Annotated in this window: 19 protein-coding genes; 3 read left to right on the top strand and 16 right to left on the bottom strand. The window is 62.1% G+C overall.

Going from position 1 to position 19,096, the window contains the following annotated elements; translation table 11 throughout:
- Window positions 1-351: carboxylesterase family protein (locus PMI07_RS20240; RefSeq protein WP_024163972.1), on the bottom strand; the 351-nt coding region annotated here is incomplete at its 3' end.
- Window positions 352-862: 511 nt separating this feature from the next.
- A complete protein-coding gene (locus PMI07_RS20235; RefSeq protein ID WP_007767789.1) occupies window positions 863-2,035 on the bottom strand; it encodes a Gfo/Idh/MocA family oxidoreductase in 1,173 nt (390 codons plus the stop codon).
- Between the two features lie 198 nt (window positions 2,036-2,233).
- On the opposite strand from PMI07_RS20235, the gene PMI07_RS20230 reads away from it, so the two are divergent.
- A complete protein-coding gene (locus PMI07_RS20230; protein WP_007767781.1) occupies window positions 2,234-2,866 on the top strand; it encodes a CatB-related O-acetyltransferase in 633 nt (210 codons plus the stop codon).
- Window positions 2,867-2,877: 11 nt separating this feature from the next.
- Here the strand turns inward: PMI07_RS20230 and PMI07_RS20225 are convergent, their stop codons facing one another.
- From PMI07_RS20225 to PMI07_RS20175, 11 genes are all read right to left on the bottom strand, one after another.
- Window positions 2,878-3,291, bottom strand: a complete 414-nt coding sequence (locus PMI07_RS20225; protein ID WP_007767779.1) for a DUF2442 domain-containing protein — start codon at window positions 3,289-3,291, stop codon at window positions 2,878-2,880.
- Complete coding sequence (locus PMI07_RS20220; RefSeq protein ID WP_007767777.1) at window positions 3,284-3,511, bottom strand: DUF4160 domain-containing protein; 228 nt, start codon at window positions 3,509-3,511, stop codon at window positions 3,284-3,286. The genes PMI07_RS20225 and PMI07_RS20220 overlap by 8 nt, the downstream gene beginning before the upstream one ends.
- Before the next feature lie 190 nt (window positions 3,512-3,701).
- Window positions 3,702-4,754, bottom strand: a complete 1,053-nt coding sequence (locus tag PMI07_RS20215; protein WP_007767775.1) for a sugar phosphate isomerase/epimerase — start codon at window positions 4,752-4,754, stop codon at window positions 3,702-3,704.
- Window positions 4,755-4,971: 217 nt separating this feature from the next.
- On the bottom strand, window positions 4,972-5,922 hold the full coding sequence (locus PMI07_RS20210) for a substrate-binding domain-containing protein (protein ID WP_007770330.1): 951 nt from the start codon (window positions 5,920-5,922) through the stop codon (window positions 4,972-4,974).
- A gap of 100 nt (window positions 5,923-6,022) precedes the next feature.
- Window positions 6,023-7,024 (bottom strand): ABC transporter permease, encoded by a 1,002-nt coding sequence (locus PMI07_RS20205; protein ID WP_007770329.1) that lies wholly within the window; start codon window positions 7,022-7,024, stop codon window positions 6,023-6,025.
- Window positions 7,024-8,547: a sugar ABC transporter ATP-binding protein gene (locus tag PMI07_RS20200; RefSeq protein WP_007770328.1), complete on the bottom strand. Its 1,524-nt coding sequence runs from the start codon at window positions 8,545-8,547 to the stop codon at window positions 7,024-7,026. The genes PMI07_RS20205 and PMI07_RS20200 overlap by 1 nt, the downstream gene beginning before the upstream one ends.
- A 389-nt stretch (window positions 8,548-8,936) precedes the next feature.
- Window positions 8,937-10,247, bottom strand: coding sequence for a xylose isomerase (gene xylA, locus PMI07_RS20195; RefSeq protein ID WP_024163971.1), 1,311 nt, complete (start codon window positions 10,245-10,247; stop codon window positions 8,937-8,939).
- Window positions 10,248-10,408: 161 nt separating this feature from the next.
- The gene (xylB, locus tag PMI07_RS20190) at window positions 10,409-11,863 is read right to left on the bottom strand and encodes a xylulokinase (RefSeq protein WP_007768356.1); all 1,455 of its coding nucleotides are present in this window, start codon (window positions 11,861-11,863) and stop codon (window positions 10,409-10,411) included.
- A gap of 22 nt (window positions 11,864-11,885) precedes the next feature.
- A complete protein-coding gene (locus PMI07_RS20185; RefSeq protein ID WP_024163970.1) occupies window positions 11,886-12,926 on the bottom strand; it encodes a LacI family DNA-binding transcriptional regulator in 1,041 nt (346 codons plus the stop codon).
- A gap of 144 nt (window positions 12,927-13,070) precedes the next feature.
- Window positions 13,071-14,663 carry a DHA2 family efflux MFS transporter permease subunit gene (locus tag PMI07_RS20180; RefSeq protein ID WP_024163969.1) on the bottom strand — a complete coding sequence of 531 codons (1,593 nt, stop codon included), beginning with the start codon at window positions 14,661-14,663 and terminating at the stop codon, window positions 13,071-13,073.
- Between the two features lie 21 nt (window positions 14,664-14,684).
- Window positions 14,685-15,899 carry an HlyD family secretion protein gene (locus tag PMI07_RS20175; protein WP_024163968.1) on the bottom strand — a complete coding sequence of 405 codons (1,215 nt, stop codon included), beginning with the start codon at window positions 15,897-15,899 and terminating at the stop codon, window positions 14,685-14,687.
- Between the two features lie 134 nt (window positions 15,900-16,033).
- Between PMI07_RS20175 and PMI07_RS20170 the strand changes: the two genes are divergently transcribed.
- Together PMI07_RS20170 and PMI07_RS20165 are read left to right on the top strand one after the other, a co-directional pair.
- Window positions 16,034-16,735: a TetR/AcrR family transcriptional regulator gene (locus tag PMI07_RS20170; protein WP_007773715.1), complete on the top strand. Its 702-nt coding sequence runs from the start codon at window positions 16,034-16,036 to the stop codon at window positions 16,733-16,735.
- 98 nt (window positions 16,736-16,833) lie between these two features.
- On the top strand, window positions 16,834-17,601 hold the full coding sequence (locus PMI07_RS20165; RefSeq protein WP_007773713.1) for a TerC family protein: 768 nt from the start codon (window positions 16,834-16,836) through the stop codon (window positions 17,599-17,601).
- Between the two features lie 12 nt (window positions 17,602-17,613).
- On the opposite strand, the gene PMI07_RS20160 is transcribed toward PMI07_RS20165, so the two are convergent.
- From PMI07_RS20160 to PMI07_RS20150, 3 genes are read right to left on the bottom strand one after another with little or no spacing between them, the layout of a single operon-like run.
- Window positions 17,614-17,976: a VOC family protein gene (locus tag PMI07_RS20160; protein ID WP_007773711.1), complete on the bottom strand. Its 363-nt coding sequence runs from the start codon at window positions 17,974-17,976 to the stop codon at window positions 17,614-17,616.
- A 2-nt stretch (window positions 17,977-17,978) separates the two neighbouring features.
- Entirely contained in the window at window positions 17,979-18,467 is a 489-nt protein-coding gene (locus PMI07_RS20155; RefSeq protein ID WP_037087575.1) for a GNAT family N-acetyltransferase, read from the bottom strand.
- Window positions 18,468-18,505: 38 nt separating this feature from the next.
- Window positions 18,506-19,051 carry a glutathione peroxidase gene (locus PMI07_RS20150; RefSeq protein ID WP_007773707.1) on the bottom strand — a complete coding sequence of 182 codons (546 nt, stop codon included), beginning with the start codon at window positions 19,049-19,051 and terminating at the stop codon, window positions 18,506-18,508.
- Window positions 19,052-19,096 lie beyond the last annotated feature (45 nt).

Genomic DNA, 19,096 nt, shown 5'->3' with positions numbered 1-19,096 from the left:
TTCGTCGCCCGCCACCGTCTTCATGTCCGGGATGAAGCAATTCTCTCCATAGGTAACCGCAGGCTTGGTGCCTTCCCACGGCTCCACCGGCTTCGGCGGCATGAAACGTTCAGCCGTTGCATAACGCACGCCGAGATAGCTGAACACGCCATCATGCTGCGCGCCGACGATCTCGCCGGCTTTTGTATCGACCACGGCCGCGTCGGCGCCTGATACGTAGCTGTCGGCCCGGGCGATCGAGGCCGCACCGACGCTTGCCAGCAGGACCGCGGATGCCAGGGCAAGCCGGCGGACGAGCTTGCCCCGGTCGGAATGGGAGATTTCGGGTGTGAATGACGGTTGGTAGCGCATCTGGTTCTCCTCCAGTCCATGATGACGTTCGGGCGTGATGGAGATCGTCTTTGAAAACGAAACGCTCACACAACCGCAAGCAGCCTCCTCCCAGCGCCGCCCGAAGCCTTCCGAAACCTCCCGGAAGGCGGGCGTAAACTCGTAATGGGGATGATGAAAGTCAAGGTTGCAAAATCGGCATAACTGATAGGCCGAAATGAGAAACTTGACGCCGAGACTTACCCTGCTACCTCATTCGATCGTGCGCGCTATGCAACTATAGAGCGCATAAGCATATCCGCGCCCACTGCACCCGCCGCTATTTTCGGCAAGCGATCGCCTCCGACAGCCTCGGAATTCAATCGATTTAGACGAAGACTCCCTGGTGCAGTTCCATTTGCCTGCGACCATGAATTGATACGCCGCCCGAACGGAGGGTTCGAGCGGCGCAAATGGAAGCAGACGTCGTTCTGGTCGAAAGGCGGTTGGCCATCACGCGATAGTGAACTGCAACCGCGGATCACTCAAGGGCTTACAGTTTCACCCACGCCCCGTTCTTCTTCGAGGACGCAACGCAGGCTTCCACGAACGCCACCCCCTTCACGCCGTCGTCGACGGTCGGATAGATCACCGCCTTGTCGACCGCGACGCCTTGTTTGGCGGCGTTGATGGCGCGGGCGGCTTCCGTATAGATGGTTGCAAACGCTTCGAGATAACCTTCCGGGTGACCGGACGGGATGCGGGAAACGCGGGCGGCGGACGGGCCGGAACCGGCGCCGTTGCGGGTGATCAGGCGCTTCGGCTCGCCGAACGGCGTGAACCACAGATAGTTCGGATCGGCCTGCACCCATTCGATGCCGCCCTTGGTGCCGTAGACGCGGAGCTTCAGGCCGTTCTCATGGCCGGGCGCCACCTGGCTGCACCAGAGCATGCCCTTGGCGCCGCCTTCGTAGCGCAGCATCACATGCGCGTTGTCGTCGAGGCGGCGACCTTCGACAAAACTGTCGAGATCGGCGGCGAGGCTTTCGAGCGTCAGGCCGGTGACGAAGGCGGCGAGGTTATAGGCATGCGTGCCGATATCGCCGGTCGAACCGCCGGCACCCGACTGGGCCGGATCGGTGCGCCAGACGGCCTGCTTGGCGCCGGTCTGCTCGACGGCCTCGGTCAGCCAGTCCTGCGGATACTCCACCTGCACGACGCGGATTTTCCCGAGATCGCCATTGGCGACCATTTCGCGCGCCTGCCGCACCATCGGATAACCGGTGTAATTGTGGGTGAGGATAAAAAGCGCGCCGCTCTCGTCGGCCGCCTTCTTCATCTTCTTGGCGTCCGCAAGGTTGGAGGTCAGCGGCTTGTCGCAGATCACATGGATGCCGCGCTTCAGGAATTCCTTGGCGGCATCGTAATGCACGTGGTTCGGCGTGACGATCGACACCGCCTCGATGCCATCCTTCAGCCGCGCCTCGCGGATCGCCATCTCCTTGTAGCTGCCATAGGTGCGCGACGGATCGAGACCGAGATCGCGGCCCGAGGCGATCGCCTTTTCCGGCGCCGACGACAGCGCGCCGGCGACCAGGTCGAACTGATCGTCCAGCCTTGCCGCCATGCGATGCACCGCCCCGATGAACGCCCCCGCCCCACCGCCGACCATGCCGAGCCGGATGCGCGGCTCCCGCGCCTGTTCGTCCTTGCCTTCAATTGCCATGATGATTCTCCTTATTCGATTTCTTAAAACCCTGTGGTGGATTTCGTCCCGCGATCAGGCTATTTTTTCTGCTGCGAGACAAAAGGGCACTCTGACCGTGAACACCAAGCTCCGCCTCCGCTAAGGCTCCACGTATTTCAAACAGCCGCCCGTCGAACAACAGGGCGCCTCTTGCAAATCCATGGAAAAGGTCCGGTCATGCCCCTTCTCGACGCGAGAGCCACGCATCCCATTACCCTTCCCGACGGCAGGCTTTACCGCGATACGGTTTACCTGAAGAACGTCATCGATCATCCGCGCATGGAGATCGGCGACTTCAGCTACTACACCCATTCCGGAGAACCCGGGGACACCGCCGGCATCCTGGCGCCCTACCTCTTTCGCGGCAGCCGGGAGCGGCTGGTGATCGGCAAGTTCGTGCAGATCGCCAGGGGCAGCTATTTCATCACCAGTTCCGCCAACCATCCGATGACGGGTTTTACCGCTTATCCGTTCCGTATCTTCAAGCCCGAGACATTCGGCTACAAGGATCTGCCAGTCCGGGACACGATCGTCGGACACGACGTCTGGATCGGCCACAACGCCGCGATCATGCCCGGTGTCACGATCGGCGACGGCGCGATCGTCGCCGCAGCCTCGGTGGTCGCGCGAGACGTACCGCCCTATGCGGTTGTCGGCGGAAATCCGGCAGGTCTCATCCGCATGCGGTATCCCGACGAGATCATCGCCGAACTTCTCGAGCTTGCCTGGTGGGATTGGCCGATCGACAAGATAGAGGCAAATCTGCCCGCCTTCGAAAGCGGCGATCTCGCGGCCCTCAAAAGGGCTTGAACCGTTCATGGTCAAGAGCCTTTCGCCGCCTTGCGCGGCCGGCCACCCTTGGTGCCGTTGGCGCGGCTGGCGGCGATCTTCGCCGGTGACTTCGATTGCCCGCCGCGGCGTTGGGCTTCCATGAAGGTCCGGCTGCCGAAGACGCCACTCATGAGACCTGAAATCGAATAGTCCACATCGAGGCTTTCCCAATGCAGGCCGGTTTCCCCGAGCAACTCGACTTCGGCCAGTTGTTCATCCGCGGCCTCCGTCAGGCCTTCGAGCGAACGGGCGGGGACCATGAAAGCGGCCCCATTGGCGAATTCAACGACGATACGGCCGGAGGAATGGTCGAAACGGGCGGAGACCGGCACGGGCCTTTGCGCCCGCTCCGTCTCCCACCGTCGTTTTGCCCGGGTGAGTTCGGCATCCGTGATCTCAACCATGGTACTTTCTCCACGTCTCCCGAAATAACTGCCGGTTGGCCTCGATCACCTCGGCAGCTCGGCGAACGTCTCGGTCGGACATCCCGCCCTGGGTCAGGACCTTTAGTGTCTCGATATCGATCCGCGCTTCCCCGTCGCCATAGACATGCACATGAGGGGGCTCATGGTCCGCAGTATAGATGACGAACCGCAGGCCGTGCTGCCGCAGGACGGTGACCATATATCAATAACCCAACTTGTTAGGTATCTCAAGTTCGTCTCCCGAGAAGACCCTCTCTGGCCTGCCGTCCATCTCCCCCACAGGGGGGGGAATACTCGCGGCTGTCACCAGACCAAAATCGGGCGTCAGCAGTGCGGCAGGCTAAGCCCCTCCCCCTTGTGGGGAGGGGTTGGGGAGGGGAACTGTTTCCTTAAAGCCCCAGCATCCGTCGGTTCGCAGCCTCGTCTGTTCCGCCACTCGCAAAGTCGTCGAACGCCTTTTCGGTGACACGGATGATGTGGGCTTTCACGAATTCGGCGCCTTCGCGGGCTCCGTCCTCGGAGTTCTTCAGCGCGCATTCCCATTCGACCACGGCCCAGCCGTCGAAATCATTGGCGGTCATCTTGGAGAAGACCGAGCCGAAATCGACCTGGCCGTCGCCGAGCGAGCGGAAGCGGCCGGCGCGGCCGACCCAGCCCTGGTAACCGCCATAGACGCCCTGCCGGCCGGTCGGATTGAATTCCGCGTCCTTGACGTGGAACATCTTGATCCGGTCCTTGTAGATGTCGATGTTGTCGAGATAGTCGAGGCACTGCAGCACGTAATGCGACGGATCGTAGAGCATGTTGGCGCGCGGGTGGTTCTTCACCCGCTCCAGGAACATCTCGAAGGTGACGCCGTCATGCAGGTCCTCGCCGGGATGGATTTCGTAACATACGTCGACGCCGCAGAAATCGGCATGGTCGAGGATCGGCGTCCAGCGCTTGGCGAGTTCGTCGAAGGCGGCTTCGACCAGACCGGCCGGGCGCTGCGGCCAGGGGTAGATGAACGGCCAGGCAAGCGCGCCGGAAAAGGTCGCATGCGCCTTGATGCCGAGGTGCTTCGAAGCGGTGATCGCCATCTTGACCTGCTCGACCGCCCAGGCCTGGCGCGCCTTCGGATTGCCGCGCACTTCGGGTGCCGCAAAACCGTCGAAGGCTTCGTCATAGGCCGGGTGCACGGCAACCAGCTGGCCCTGCAGATGGGTCGAAAGCTCGGTCACCTCGACGCCGTTCGCCCGCGCCACGCCGGCGAATTCGTCGCAATAATCCTTGGAGTTGGCGGCCTTCTTCAAATCGATGAGCTGGCCGGCCCAGGTCGGCACCTGCACGCCGACATACCCCTTGTCGGCCGCCCATTTGGTGATCCCGTCCCAGGTGTCGAACGGTGCCGCATCGCCCGCGAACTGGCCGAGAAAGATGGCCGGGCCCTTGATCGTCTTCATGATGTTTCCTCTTCAGAAATTGGCATGCCTGGACTGCTTCTCCTCCCTCATTCCTGTGCTTGCCACAGGAATCCAGTGCGTCCAAGTCCTTGGGCGCGAAAGAGCCTCTTCACGGCGCAGACGCGCCGTGGCTGGATTCCTGTGACAAGCACGGAAATGAGGGTGAGGTTGTGGCCGTGCCCGCCAAAAATAAAGGCGGGCACGGCCGTGTTAGCTATCAGAACGGAGAATCCGGGAAGTAGAAATTCTTGGCGTTGTCCTTCGTTACCAGCGTGGCGTCGAGGATGTAGGTGCCGCTGACCGGTACCTTGTCGTAGAAGTTACCGGCGGTGAGTTCCATGGCAGTCGCCACCATTGCCGGCGGATAGAGAACGTCGACCGGGATCATCTTGTCGCCGTCCATGACCTTCTTCACCATGTCCTTGGAGCCCGCGCCGCCGACCACATACTTGATGTCGGTGCGCTTGGCCTGGGAGATGGCTTCGAGAACGCCGACGGCCATGTCGTCGTCCTGGCACCAGACGACGTCGATCTTCGGGTACTTGGTCAGATAGTCCTGCATGACCTTGAACGCGTCGTCCCGGCTCCAGTTGCCGAACTGGCGATCGAGAACCTTGACCTTGGAGCCGGCAATGCCCTTGTCGAAACCGTCCTGGCGCTGCTGGTCGATCGGGATCGGCAGGCCGCGAATGACGACGACCTGTGCCTCCGGCGTGGTCTTCTTGATATATTCGCCGGCGACCTGGCCGAGCGCCGGATTGTTGCCGGCGACATAGAGGTCACGGATGGTGCTGTCGTTGACGGAGGGCGCGCGGTCGACGAGCGCCACGAACGTACCCTTGTCCTTGACCTGCTGGATGGCGTTGACGAGCGGATCCGGATCGGACGGCAGGATGACCAGCGCGTCGAGCCCCTGGACCGCAAGGTCCTGCACGGCGTTCGCCTGGCTTGCCGCATCCGGCGAGGTCTTGACGATGACGTTGAGGCCCGGATGTTCCTTCATCAAGAGCTTGGCGACGCGTTCGGCATGGAACACGACGCCGGCGGTCCAGCCGTGGTCGGCAGCCGGAATGGAAACGCCGATCGTCACCTTCTTGTCCTGGGCGAAGGCGGTGCCGGCCAAAAGTGCCAGCGACGCCACGGCCAGTCCCAAAATCTGTTTGCGCATTGTTTCTCTCTCCCACGATATCAGGGTCTTTAATATTTCAGGACCGGGCGCGACCCATCAGCCCGGTCAATCCTCCGTGGCTTATATCCGCGTCAGCGGCCTACTTCCGCATCAACGACCTTTGAACCAGCATGGCGATGATGATGATCGCTCCCTGGATGGCGCCGATCAGGTATTCGCTGACGAAGTTGGACAACAGCATGATGTTGCCGACGATTTCCAGAATGAAGGCGCCGCAGATCGTGCCCCAGATACGGCCGACCCCACCCCGGAGCGCGGTGCCGCCGACGACGACGGCGGTGATCGCCTGCAGTTCCCAGAAGCTGCCGGTTGTGGCCGACGTCGAGCCGAGGCGCGGTACGTAGAGCAGCACCGCGACCGCGACACAGAGCCCCTGGATGACATAGGTGACGGTGCGCACCCGGTTGATCGAAATGCCGGAATAGCGCGCCACGTCCTCGTTCGAACCGACCGCGGTGACATGCCGGCCGTAACGGGTGCGGTACAGCACGAAGGCGGCGATGGCGGCGGTGATGAAGATGACGATGATCGGGATCGGCACGCCGATGACCGAGCCGGAATAGACCGGCCGGTAAAGCGCCAGAATATCGCGGTCGCGCACGGTGATCGCCCCGCCCTGGCTGAGCCAGGTGGTGAGGCCGCGATAGATGCCCATCGTGCCGAGAGTGGCGATGAAGGGTTCGATCCGGCCGATCGTGGTGATCAGGCCATTGGCGAGCCCGCAGGCGGCGCCGATCGCAATCGCCAGCGCCATGCCGGCGGTGAGCGCCAGCGCCGGATCGGCAATCGTTCCCGAGTTCAGGAACAGGATCATCAGGCTGGCGACGAAGGCGAGCATCGCGCCGACCGAAAGGTCGAGCCCGCCCGAAGTGATCACATAGGTGGCGCCGAGCGCGATGACGGCGATGAAGGAACTGCGCGTCACGACGTTCAGAAGATTGGCGGACGTCATGAAGTTCGGGTTGGCGAAATAGCCGAGCACCAGAAGCAGGGCGAGTGCGATGAACGGCGCGATCGCCGCCATGTCCCAGTCCTTGGAGGTCTTCGGCGCCTTGGCCGTTTCGGTCGCGACATTCGCCATCACGCGGCCTCCCCTTTAGTGACGCCCGTGGCGAGCACGACGATCTCGTTTTCGTTCATATGGTCCCCCGTCACTTCGCCGACGATCCGGCCGGAGCGCATGACGAGGATGCGGTCGCAGATGCCGATCAGCTCCGGCATTTCGGAGGAAACGACGATGATCGAACGCCCCTCCTCGGCCAGGTTGGCGATGAATTTGTAGATCTGTTCCTTGTTGCCGATATCGATGCCGCGCGTCGGCTCGTCGATGATGACGATAGACGGATCGAGCAGCATCATCTTGGCGAGCAGCAGTTTCTGCTGGTTGCCGCCCGAAAGCTGGCCCGCGAGGATATCCTTTCGGCCGGTGCGAATATCGAAATCGCGGATCGCCTTGTCGAGTGCTGCACTCTCCCGCTTGCGGTCGATCTGCAGGGCGCCCGCGAACTTGCCGAGCGAGGCGAGCGTCAGGTTGACGATCAGGTCCTTGGTAAGCAGCAGGCCCTTGCCCTTGCGGTCTTCGGAGAGGTAGACGATGCCGGCCTTGAGGCTTGCATGCACGTCCCTGAAATTGACGGGCTTGCCGAGATGGCGGACCGTGCCGCGGCTCGGGCGAAGACCAACCATGCCCTCCATCAGCTCGGTGCGCCCAGCCCCGACGAGGCCGGCAAAACCGAGGATCTCGCCCTTTTTAAGCTGGAACGAAGCGTCCTGCGCATAGCCTGGGACGTTGAGGTGCTCGACTTCGAGCACCGTCTCGCGCGCCTGCGCCGCATGACGGTCCGGATAGAGCTTCGCGACGTCGCGACCGACCATCAGCCGCGCCATGTCGGCGGGCTGGAGTTCGCTCGTATTATGAGAGGCGACAAGCCTTCCGTCGCGCAGCACCGTCACCCGGTCGGCGATCTCCTTCACCTCCGGCAGGCGGTGGGAAATGTAGAGCACGCCGACGCCCTTGGCGCGGATCTGCCGGATGACCTTGAGCAGCGCCTCGGTCTCGTGCGGCGTCAGCGACGCGGTCGGCTCGTCGAAGATGACGATGCGGTGCGGCACCAGCAGCACACGGGCGATCTGCACCAGCTGGCGCTGGGCGATCGACAGGCGGCTGACGATGGTGTTCGGGTCGATGTCGCTGCCGAGGCCGCGGACCGCCTTGGCGGAGCCCTCGTTCATGGCGCGGTCGTCGATGAAGACGCCCTTGTGCAGCTCGCGTCCGAGATAGATGTTCTGGGCGACGGTCAGATCCGGCGCCAGCAGGATTTCCTGGTGCACCAGCACGATGCCGCGATGTTCCGCATCGACCGGGCCGGAAAAGGTGACCACTTCGCCGTCGATCTTCATCTCGCCGCGGGTCGGCGGCTGATTGCCGGCGATGATCTTCATCAGCGTCGACTTGCCGGCGCCGTTTTCGCCTATGATGGCGTGAACCTCGCCGGCGCGGAGGTTGATATTGATGTCCTTCAGCACCTCGACGATGCCGAATGTCTTGGAAAGGCCGGCCGCTTCGAAGAGCGGCGCGACGGGGGTCGTCTCCGCAGAGCTCATCGCGCAGCACCCATGACCATTGGGCAATGCACGGCCGGACAGCGGACCGCTGCGTTACCGACAGCACGCCTGTAGATGATAATCTGCACCCAAGCTCCTCCCTATCAGAACGCTAGCCCAGATTCTGAGGTACGTAAAGCAGATTTGCCAAGCTCACACGCGAACGTGGGGACACTTTGCGCAAACCTCCTGCTGGTTGTCGTTTGTCGCGCTGTCGCCTTCTCCGACGGCAGCGTCCGCCCCTCATCCGGCTGCGTCCTGCGGACCCTTCTCCCCGCCTGCGGGGAGAAGGGATATGCCGCGCCCGTCTCCCTCAACCGTAGCGTTGCGTGTGGCAAGTCCCCTCTCCCCGTTTTACGGGGAGAGGGCTAGGGTGAGGGGCAATGCGCTCAAACGTAGCGATTGACGACGTTTTCCAGGTATTCCTGGCGGCCGGACTTCGGTTCCGGGTTGATGTTCTGTTTTTCGACCCAGGAGGCGATGTCGTCGAGCTTGTATTCGCCGCGCAGCATTTTCTGGTATTCGGGGCTGTCCCACTTCTCGTAGCGGGCATCGAGCGGGGCCTTCAGCGCGCCGTCGTCGAGCATTTTCGCGGCCGCCTTGATGCCGCGGGCGCAGCAATCCATGCCGCCGATATGGCCGATCAGCAGATCCTCGGGATCGAGCGACTGGCGGCGCAGTTTCGCGTCGAAATTGGTGCCGCCGTTCTGGAAGCCGCCGCCGGCCAGGACATGGTAATAGGCGAGCGCCATTTCCGGCACGTTGTTCGGGAACTGGTCGGTATCCCAGCCGGACTGCATGTCGTTGCGGTTCATGTCGATCGAGCCGAAAATGCCGAAGGCGTTGGCCATGGCGATTTCATGTTCGAAGGAATGGCCGGCGAGGATCGCATGGCCCTGCTCGATATTGACCTTCACTTCCTTCTCCAACCCGTTCTTCTGCAGGAAGGCATAGACGGTCGAGACGTCGTAGTCGTACTGATGCTTGGTCGGCTCCTGCGGCTTCGGCTCGATCAGGATCGTGCCCTCAAAGCCAATCTTGTACTTGTATTCGACCACCAGATTGAGAAAACGGCCCATCTGGTCGAGCTCGCGCGAGAAGTCGGTGTTGAGCAGCGTCTCGTAACCTTCGCGGCCGCCCCACAGCACGTAGTTGGACCCGCCAAGTTTTTTGGTGGCGTCGAGGCAGGTCTTCACCGTTGCCGCGGCGAAGGCGAAGACGTCCGGATCCGGATTGGTGGCGGCACCCGACATATAGCGGCGGTTGGAGAAGAGGTTCGCCGTGCCCCAGAGAAGCTTGACGCCGGTCTCGGCTTGCTTCTTCTCGAAATAGTCGACGATCTCGTTGAGGTTCTTCGTGTTCTCGGCGAAATTATTGCCTTCCGGGCGCACGTCGGCATCGTGGAAGCAATAGAAGGGTGCACCGAGCAGCTGGAAGAATTCGAAGGCGACATCCGCCTTCATCTTGGCCGCTTCCATCGTGTCGGAGAACCACGGGCGCTGGAAAGTCTGGCCCCCGAAGGGATCGCCGCCCGGCCAGGTGAAGGTATGCCAATAGGCGACGGCGAACCGGAGGTGATCCTCCATGCGCTTGCCGGCGACGATCTCATCGGGGTTGTAGTGCCGGAAGGCGAGCGGATTGGTGCTATCCGGGCCTTCGTATTTGATCTTCTGGATGTCTCCGAAAAAGCCTGTGCTCATGGGGTGTTTCTCCTTGTGGTTCAAATTGTTGTTTGGCGGGTGGGAAGCCCCCTCATCCGCCTGCCGGCACCTTCTCCCCAATGGGGAGAAGAGGTTTGCGGCTAACTCGGAGCCCCTCCTCTCCTCTCGGGGAGAGGGCAGGGTGAGGGGGTGCCTCGATTTCAATGCGCCTGCGATTTGATCGCCGGATAAAGCGCCCGGTAGCGCCCATAGGCGGCCTCATAAGCCTCCGACAGCCCGGAGACCGGCTCAATTGTCTCGTCGGTCTTCGGCGCCGAGCAGACGGCGAGCGGGTCCGCCCCCGTTGCCGCGATCAGTCCCAATCGCGCAGCACCGAAGGCGGCTCCGAAATCGCCGTCCGCCGGAATATCGACCGGCACACCAAGCGACGTGGCGATCGACTGCAGCCAGTAGCGCGAACGCGAGCCGCCGCCGATCGCGGTGACGCGGGAGATCGAGGTGCCGGCGGATTTCAGCGCCTCGAGATTGTCGCGGATCGCAAAGGTGACGCCTTCGAGCACCGCCTGGGTCAGCACCGCGCGGTTGCTCTCGTGTCCGAGGCCGATGAAGGCGCCGCGGATGGCCGCATCATTGTGCGGCGTGCGCTCGCCGGAGAGATAGGGCAGGAAGGTGACGCCCGATGGGGCCTTCAGTGTATCGCCGAGTTCCTGGGTGAGTTCGGCAGCGGTCTTGGCCGTGATGTTTGAATACCAGTTGAGCGCGTCTGTCGCCGACAGGATGACGCCCATCTGGTGCCAGGTTTTCGGCAGCGCGTGGCAGAAGGCATGTACCGCGCTTTCCGGTTTCGGCAGATAGGAGGCGTTGGCGGCAAACAGCACGCCGGACGTGCCGAGCGAGACGAAGGCGTGGCCTTCGGCAACCGTGCCCATGCCGCAGGCCGACGCCGCATTGTCCCCTGCCCCGCCGGCGATCACGACGCCTTCGGCCATGCCCCATTTATAGGAAAGTTCGCCGCGCAGCTTGCCGGCTTGTTCGGTGCCCTCGACCAGCGATGGCATCTGTTTTTCGTCAAGGCCCGTCGCCGCAAGCAATTCGGACGACCATTTGCGGGCGCCGGTATCGAGCCAGGCCGTGCCGGCCGAATCCGACATTTCGGAAATATGCTCGCCGGTCAGCCACAGGCGCAGATAGTCCTTGGGCAGCAGGACCTTCGCGACCTTCGCGAAAATTTCCGGCTCGTTTTTCGCGACCCAGACCAGCTTCGGGGCGGTGAAGCCCGGGAAGACGATATTGCCGGTGAGCTTGCGGAAGATCGGGTTCGCATCGAGGGCTGCTGCTTCCACATGGGAACGGGTGTCGTTCCAGAGGATGCAGGGACGCAGCACCTTGTCTTCGGCGTCGAGCAGGGTCGCGCCGTGCATCTGGCCGGAAAGGCCGATGCCCTTCACGGCGGAAAGCTCCTTCGGGAACTTCGCCTTGAGGCCGGAGACGGCCTCTTCGGTGGCGCGGATCCAGTGAGCCGGATCCTGCTCCGACCAGCCGGAATGCGGACGCGAGACGTCGAGCGAGCCGCTGGCCGAGCCGATGATCTTCTGATCGCCGTCGATCAGCATCGCCTTCACGCCGGACGTACCGAGATCGAGACCGAGATACATGGTGCTACTCCCTATTCCGCCTTCAGGGCAGATTGTCTTTCAGAAAAATGTCGATGCGGATGCGTTCCTGCGCAGCAAGCACCGGCAGTCCGTCGGCCTTGGCCTTCAGCACGCGGATGGCGCTGCGGACTTCGTGGCCCGCATCCTGGTTCAGCACCGCGTCGATGACACCGTCGGCAAGTGCCGCACGGGTCGAGGCGGTCAGTTCGTGGGCGATGACGAGCGGCCGGCGGGCCACTCGCACCTTGTGCAGCGCGCGGATGAGGCCCCGATTGCCGGCGCCGAGACTGTAGATGCCGGCAATGTCGGCATTGCGGCGCAGCGCATCCGCGATCATCGTCTCAGTGAGCGCCGGATCGTCGCGGCCTTCGAGGACGGGCAGGATGTGAACGTTCGGATAGGCTTGGTCGATGACCGTCGAAAAACCTTCCAGCCGCTCGCGATGGTCGCGCACCAGCATGGAACCGGCCAGCACCGCGACGGTCGCGCCGCGTTCGGCAAGGAAAGGGCCGCTGAGGAAACGGCCCATCAGGCTGCCAGCCGTGCGGCCGGCTGCGATATTATCGATGCCTGCATAGTGGTCGCGGGAGGAATCCGGCAGGTCGGAGACCAAAGTCACCATCGGGATGCCGGCCTGCCGCAGGCGCTCGGCGGCGGCACGAATCTCCGGCGCGTCGATGGCGACGAAGGCGACGCCGGCCGGCTTTTCGGCAAGCACGGTTTCAAGCGCCACGACCAGCGCGCCGGCATCGAAGGGCGGCACGTCGACGATGCGGATATCGGTACGCTCGGAACTGGAACGGGCGACCGCGCCGCGCACTTCCTCATGCAGGCCGATCATGAACGAGTTGTCGTTGGCCGGCAGGATGAAGACGAAGGAATAGGTGCGGCTCTTGGCGAGATTGGCGGCGGCGAGATCGCGCACATACCCGAGCGACGTGATCGCCTGCTCCACCCTGCCGCGGGTGACGGAGCGCACGCCCGGCCGGCCGTTGAGAACCCGGTCGACTGTCGCAAGGCTGACGCCCGCAATCTTCGCGATGTCGTGGACAGTGGGCTTCATGAACTCCTCCGCCGACCGTGTTAGCGGAAAATCTGAGGTACGTAAATCAAAATTTGAGGTACGTGTTTCAGCAACGCCGATCCCCCAAAAGAAAAAGGCCGTCACCTGCGTGGCGGCCCCTTTCCCGGCGGTGGAATGCTGGAATCAATGCCCGCCGCCACCGGCGCCCGCGGGGCGGGCCGGCTTGGCGATCAGGAAGACGAAGAAAATCAGGCTGCCGAACAGTCCGGTCAGGATGTAGAAGACATCCATGAAGGAAAGCAGCGTCGCCTGCTGTGTGATGATGCCCGAGATCTTCTGAAGCGCGACGGCGCTGCCGTCGAGGCCGAAGGAATTGTAGTTGGCGCCGACGCTGTCGAGCCAGTTCATCGCAGCCGGATTGCTGTAGTTGACGTGTTCGGAAAGCCGGGCGTAGTGCTCGTCGGAACGCTGGGTCAACGCTGTGTTGATGACGGCGAGGCCGACCGCGCCGCCAAGGTTGCGGGTCAGGTTGAAAAGGCCCGACGCGCCCTGGATACGTTGCGGCGAAAGCGTCCCGAGCGCGATATTGCTGATCGGCACCATGCACATCATCATCCCGAACCCGCGCAGGACCTGCGGCAGCAGCAGCTCGTAGAAATCCCAGTCGGCAGTGAGGCCCGTCATCAGGTAGGTGCCGATCGCAAACGAGCCGAAGCCGATCGCCATCAGAATGCGCAGGTCGACGATGTTCGACAGCCGCCCGACAATCGGCGCGGAAACGAACATGGCGATGCCCGAGACGAACATGGTCTCGCCGATCATCAGCGAGTCGTAGTGGCGGATACGGCCGAGATAGAGCGGATAGAGATAGGTGAGCCCGTAGAGCCCGACCCCCATGATGAAGGAGAACAGCGAGCCGAAGGCGAAGTTGGCATTTGTGAAGGCCCTGAGATCAACGATCGGGAACTCGACCTTGAAGGCACGCCAGAAGAAAACCACCGCCCCGACGGCGACCAGGACCGAGCCGATGACGATCTTGTCGTCGCTGAACCAGTCCTTGTTGTTGCCCTCTTCCAGTACGTATTCCAGCGCGCCGAGGAAGACCGCCATGGAGGCGAGGCCCCACCAGTCGAACTTCTTCATCAGCTGCAGCTGCGGCTTGTCGAAATCGATCATCGTGAAGGTGACGGCGGTCACGATGATGCCCGGGATGACGTTGACCAGGAACAGCCAGTGCCAGGAGAAGGAATTGGAAAGATAGCCGCCGACAGTCGGGCCGATGGTCGGCGCAAGTGTGGCGACGAGGCCGATGATCGGCGAGACGATGCTGCGCTTCGATGGCGGGAAAATGGTGAAGGCCGCCGCGAAGACAGAGGGGATCATGCCGCCACCGATGAAGCCCTGGATGGCTCGGTAGATGATCATCTGGTCGATATTCGTCGCGGTCGCGCACAGGATGCTGGCCAGCGTAAAGCCCGCCGCGCACATCGAGAACAGGATGCGCGTCGACATGATGCGCGCCAGCGTTCCCGACAGCGGGATCATGATCACTTCGGCGATCAGGTAGGAGGTCTGCACCCAGGCGATCTCGTCCGAGCCGGCGGAAAGGCCGGCCTGGATTTCCGCAAGCGAGGCCGAGACGATCTGGATGTCCAGGATCGACATGAACATGCCGAAGACCATCGCGAAGAAGGCGATGAGCTTGCGTCTGTCCATTGGCTGGTCGGCGGGCATCGCCAGAGGGCGCGCGTCCGCCGTGGCCGTTGCTCCTGCCATGGCCGCTCTCCTTGGTTCTCTTTACTTGGCAGCGACAGCGCTGGTGCCGGGCGCAGTGCGGGTATCGACATCGACCACGACACTCAGGCCTGCACGAAGATGCTGGCGTTCCAGGTCTTCCTTCGGGATCGAGATGCGCACCGGAACGCGCTGCACGACCTTGGTGAAATTGCCCGTGGCATTTTCCGGCGGCAGCATCGAAAAGACGGCACCGGAAGCCGGCGCGATCGACACCACCGTGCCGGTGATGTTGTGATCATCATAGGCATCCACATGCACGCGGACCTTGGAGCCCGGCTGCAGGTGCCCCAGCTGAGTTTCCTTGAAATTCGCCTCGATATAGAGCTCGGTGAGCGGCACCAGCGAAGCGAGCCGCTTGCCAGTCGACACGAGGTCGCCCGTCTGGACGGCGAGGTTGCCGATGACGCCGTCATAGGGCGCCTTCAGGATCGTGAAGTTCACGTCGCGCTGAGCCTGGTCGCGAGCAAGTTCCTGGGTGCGGATCGTATTGACCGCTTCGTCACGCTGCGCATGCAGGAGGCCGATATTGGCCTGGGCAGAGGCGACCGCCGCCTGGCCGGCCACGAGATTGGCGCGGGCCTGTTCGAGCGTGATCTGCGCGGTGTCGAGAGAGGCTGCCGTGCCGACCGCGCTTTGCTGCAGGCTGCTGGCCCGCTTCTGGTTGATCTCGGCGCCGCGAACGGCCGCCTCGAGAGCGCCCTGCTGGGCCTGAGCCTGCTTGACCGAAGCTTCGCCGCCGATGATCTGCGCATCGATGCGGGAGACTGCGAGATTGGCGGATTCGATGGCAGCCTGCGCCTTGCGCAGCGCCAGCTGATAATCGCCGTCATCCAGCGTCACGAGCGGATCGCCTGCCCTGACGGACTGGTTCTCGACGACGTTGACCTTGGCGACGTAACCGGAAACCTTCGGCGAGATGACCGCGATATCGCCTTCGACATAGGCATCATCGGTCGAAACCAGGAACCGACCGTCGATCCACCAGTTGTAGCCATACCAGCCGGCGCCACCAAGGAGGGCAAGCGCGATGACAGGCAACAGGAGACCGCGGCGCTTCTTCTTTTCAGGCGCCTTGGCGGCGGCCGGAGCCGCAATCGCTTCGGCAGCCGCAGGCTGTTCCGCAGCCGGCGAGTTCCTGCGGGCTTCGGCCTGCGAAAGGTCAGCGTTTTCGATCGTCACAGCGCGCAGGGCGCCGGTATTCTGGGAGGCCGTCATCTTTATCTACCGTCTTGGGAGCGTCTTATTTCATCGAACCGATCGGTTCAGTGAGCTTGACATAGACCCTTCGATGACACATATCAAGAGCAATCGAACCGCTCGGTTCGAAAAGGTTAAAAAAGGGCATCGAAATGGCCAGGCAGACAAGGAAACTGGAAAGATCCGATCCGGTTCCCGCCGGACGTTTCGCAGCGGGTGAGGACCCGGCGAAACGGGAACAGATTATCGACGGCGCCAAACGCGTCTTTATGAAGCTCGGCTTCGACGCCGCGAGCATGAACGACATCACCCGCGAAGCAGGCGTCTCGAAAGGGACGATCTACGTCTACTTCCAGGATAAGGAAGACCTCTTCGGCGCGATCGTCGCACGTGAGCGCGAACGGATCACGCTGCGCATGCGCGACATCCTCGCCGGCAGTGAGGAAGTCGAGGACGGCCTCTACCGCTTCGGCATGGGTTTTGCGACGCATATCACAGCATCGCAGGTGATCGAGGCGATGCGCACCGTGATCGGGGTCGTGGATCGGATGCCAAGCCTCTGTCGGCATTTCTTCAACTCGCCGTCCCAAAACGTCCGCACCGTGCTTGACGATTTCATCAAGCGTCACGTCGAACTCGGCAATCTCAAGGTAGAGGATACGGATCTTGCAGCCCGTCAGTTCATCGACATGGCGAGCGGCACCTTCTTTAAGCTCCGTCTTTTCGGCGACCTCGACGACGTCCCGCCGTTCAGCGAGATCGACCGCGTCGTGACGGGTGCGATGCGGGTGTTCATGGCGGCCTACGGCGTCCATAACGTTTCCGTGACCACAAAAACCAAAGAACATGCCTGATTTCAGGAGGTTGTAACGCAACCTCCTCTTGTCTTTGCATCTCCAGTCCTTAAATCGGGGCGGCAATTACGCCTTGCGATTGAAAGAAGGGAATGTTGATGCAGGATATCGTCACGCTGGTTCAGGATCCGGCCGCCTGGGTGGCGCTCGTCACTCTCGTCGTCATGGAAGTCGTGCTCGGCATCGACAACCTGATCTTCATCTCGATCCTCACCAACAAGCTGCCGCCGGAAAGCCGCGAACGCGCCCGCAAGATCGGCATCGGTCTGGCGCTCGTCATGCGGCTCGCCCTGCTCGGCACCGTCGCCTGGATCGTCCAGCTCACCAACCCGATCTTCGAAGCCTTCGGCCACGGCTTCTCCTGGAAGGACCTGATCCTGATCGCCGGCGGTCTCTTCCTCGTCTGGAAGGCGACCAAGGAAATCCACCACTCCGTCGACGTCGACGATCACAAGGAAGATCTGGTCGGTGCCGGCAAGGACGTGATCAAGATGAGCTTCGCCTCGGCAATCGGCCAGATCCTGCTGCTCGACCTCGTCTTCTCGATCGACAGCATCATCACCGCCGTCGGCATGACCCCGCATCTGCCGATCATGGTGGTCGCCGTCGTCGCCGCCGTCACCGTGATGCTGATCGCCGCCACGCCGCTTGCCAATTTCATCGAGAAGAACCCGACCATCGTCATGTTGGCCCTCGCCTTCCTGCTGATGATCGGCGGCACCCTGATCGTCGAAGGTTTTGGCGTGCATGTGCCCAAGGGCTACATCTACGCCGCCATGGCCTTCTCGGCGGCGGTGGAAGCGCTCAACATGTTCGCCAAGAACGCCCGCAAGAAGAAGACGGGCGGCGGAACGACGCTGCATTGAGTTGAGGAGAGCTTACTTCGTTCTGCGGAAGGCTCGGCTGGAGACCGCGATCGAGTTCTGGCCCGGGTCTTTGGCATTCGCGAACTCGTAGCCATCGGCCTTGTGGATCGGGCCGAATTGCAGCCCTCGTTCCGCGGCGCGGCGGCAGAACGCTTCGACATCCTCCACGTCGAACACCAGTTTGACGATCACCTGGCCGATCTTCTGCGATTTGGCGGCCGGGTGAAACATCAGGTTGGCGCCGCCATCCTTGCTGACCAGTTCGACGATGCGATCACCGGGCAATCGCAAGGCTTCGAACTCGAAATGCGTCTCGTAAAAACGCACCATCGCTTCGACATCCTTCGCATAGATCGTCACACGGTTGAGCGGCATGATTATCTCCCTGCGGATCCGTTCGTGCTGGGAAGAGAGAAGATATTGAGATTACCGACACCCGTTTCCACGCGCCGCCAGCCCATCCTCTCGTAGAACGGCGAATTGGCAGGCGAGGCGCATAGATAGACGATTTCGATACCTTGTCCGATTGCCGCCTGGGCTGCGGCGGCGACCAGAGCTGATCCCACACCTTCGCCGCGACATTCCGGTTCCACCCAAACCGCAGCAACCCACGGGCTGTATTGGGGACGTTCGTCCATGTCGCTCGTGATCAGCGACGCAGTTCCCAGAAACCGATCTCCGTGATGCGCCACGATGGCCAAGGGTATCCCGGTCGAGACCAGGTTTTCCTGCACTCGACCGGTTATGTATTCCAGCGGAACACCCTTGCTCCGCCACCAGGCATTCCAGACGCGGTCGGCCACGTCCCCGACAAAGCCGGGCCGCGCACGCAGGTCGGAGATCGAGAAACCATCAGCCGTCTTCACGGATTGATCCCCTTTCCCGGTCCACACGTTCGCAGGCCTCAGTTCTTCGCCAGTTCCCGCTCGACCGCCTCGACCAGCCGGCTGTCCTGCCCGTCGACATCAGGCGCGAAACGAGCCTTGATCTCACCATCGCGGCCGATCAGGAATTTTTCGAAATTCCAGAGGATCTCGCTGTCATCCTCGACGGACATGCCGTAACCGCGCAGCTTTTCCTTCATCGGGCCGTCGCCGGTGGTCGGCACGCCGGAGGTGGTAAGCGTCTGATAGAGCGGGTGCTTGTCCTCGCCCTTGACGGAGATCTTCGAGAAGATCGGGAATTTCACGTCATAGGTGAGCTGGCAGAATTCGACGATCTCGGCGTCCGTGCCCGGCTCCTGGCCCTTGAAATTGTTGGCCGGGAAGGCGGTGATCACGAAACCGCTCTCGTGCTTGTCCTCGTAAAGCTTTTCGAGGCCTTCATACTGCTTGGTCAGGCCGCATTTCGACGCGACGTTGACGACCAGCATCACCTTGCCCTTGTATTCGGAAAGCGTGGTCTCGCGGCCGTCGGCCAGCTTCACCGGCACGTTCAAAACAGTTGTCATCGACAAATCTCCATTCAAAACAAATTGGTCTCTTTGCCGCGACAC

Source organism: Rhizobium sp. CF080 (assembly GCF_000282095.2).
In the GTDB taxonomy this organism is placed as follows: domain Bacteria; phylum Pseudomonadota; class Alphaproteobacteria; order Rhizobiales; family Rhizobiaceae; genus Neorhizobium.
This window is presented reverse-complemented; position numbering and strand designations above follow the sequence as displayed.

Excerpts from the sequence above, each read along its gene's own strand:
- PMI07_RS20235 (WP_007767789.1), bottom strand. The coding sequence starts at position 2,035 with ATGGCAATTGAAGGCAAGGACGAACAGGCGCGGGAGCCGCGCATCCGG.
- PMI07_RS20230 (WP_007767781.1), top strand. The coding sequence starts at position 2,234 with ATGCCCCTTCTCGACGCGAGAGCCACGCATCCCATTACCCTTCCCGAC.
- PMI07_RS20225 (WP_007767779.1), bottom strand. The coding sequence starts at position 3,291 with ATGGTTGAGATCACGGATGCCGAACTCACCCGGGCAAAACGACGGTGG.
- PMI07_RS20220 (WP_007767777.1), bottom strand. The coding sequence starts at position 3,511 with ATGGTCACCGTCCTGCGGCAGCACGGCCTGCGGTTCGTCATCTATACT.
- PMI07_RS20215 (WP_007767775.1), bottom strand. The coding sequence starts at position 4,754 with ATGAAGACGATCAAGGGCCCGGCCATCTTTCTCGGCCAGTTCGCGGGC.
- PMI07_RS20210 (WP_007770330.1), bottom strand. The coding sequence starts at position 5,922 with ATGCGCAAACAGATTTTGGGACTGGCCGTGGCGTCGCTGGCACTTTTG.
- PMI07_RS20205 (WP_007770329.1), bottom strand. The coding sequence starts at position 7,024 with ATGGCGAATGTCGCGACCGAAACGGCCAAGGCGCCGAAGACCTCCAAG.
- PMI07_RS20200 (WP_007770328.1), bottom strand. The coding sequence starts at position 8,547 with ATGAGCTCTGCGGAGACGACCCCCGTCGCGCCGCTCTTCGAAGCGGCC.
- xylA (WP_024163971.1), bottom strand. The coding sequence starts at position 10,247 with ATGAGCACAGGCTTTTTCGGAGACATCCAGAAGATCAAATACGAAGGC.
- xylB (WP_007768356.1), bottom strand. The coding sequence starts at position 11,863 with ATGTATCTCGGTCTCGATCTCGGTACGTCCGGCGTGAAGGCGATGCTG.
- PMI07_RS20185 (WP_024163970.1), bottom strand. The coding sequence starts at position 12,926 with ATGAAGCCCACTGTCCACGACATCGCGAAGATTGCGGGCGTCAGCCTT.
- PMI07_RS20180 (WP_024163969.1), bottom strand. The coding sequence starts at position 14,663 with ATGGCAGGAGCAACGGCCACGGCGGACGCGCGCCCTCTGGCGATGCCC.
- PMI07_RS20175 (WP_024163968.1), bottom strand. The coding sequence starts at position 15,899 with ATGACGGCCTCCCAGAATACCGGCGCCCTGCGCGCTGTGACGATCGAA.
- PMI07_RS20170 (WP_007773715.1), top strand. The coding sequence starts at position 16,034 with ATGGCCAGGCAGACAAGGAAACTGGAAAGATCCGATCCGGTTCCCGCC.
- PMI07_RS20165 (WP_007773713.1), top strand. The coding sequence starts at position 16,834 with ATGCAGGATATCGTCACGCTGGTTCAGGATCCGGCCGCCTGGGTGGCG.
- PMI07_RS20160 (WP_007773711.1), bottom strand. The coding sequence starts at position 17,976 with ATGCCGCTCAACCGTGTGACGATCTATGCGAAGGATGTCGAAGCGATG.
- PMI07_RS20150 (WP_007773707.1), bottom strand. The coding sequence starts at position 19,051 with ATGACAACTGTTTTGAACGTGCCGGTGAAGCTGGCCGACGGCCGCGAG.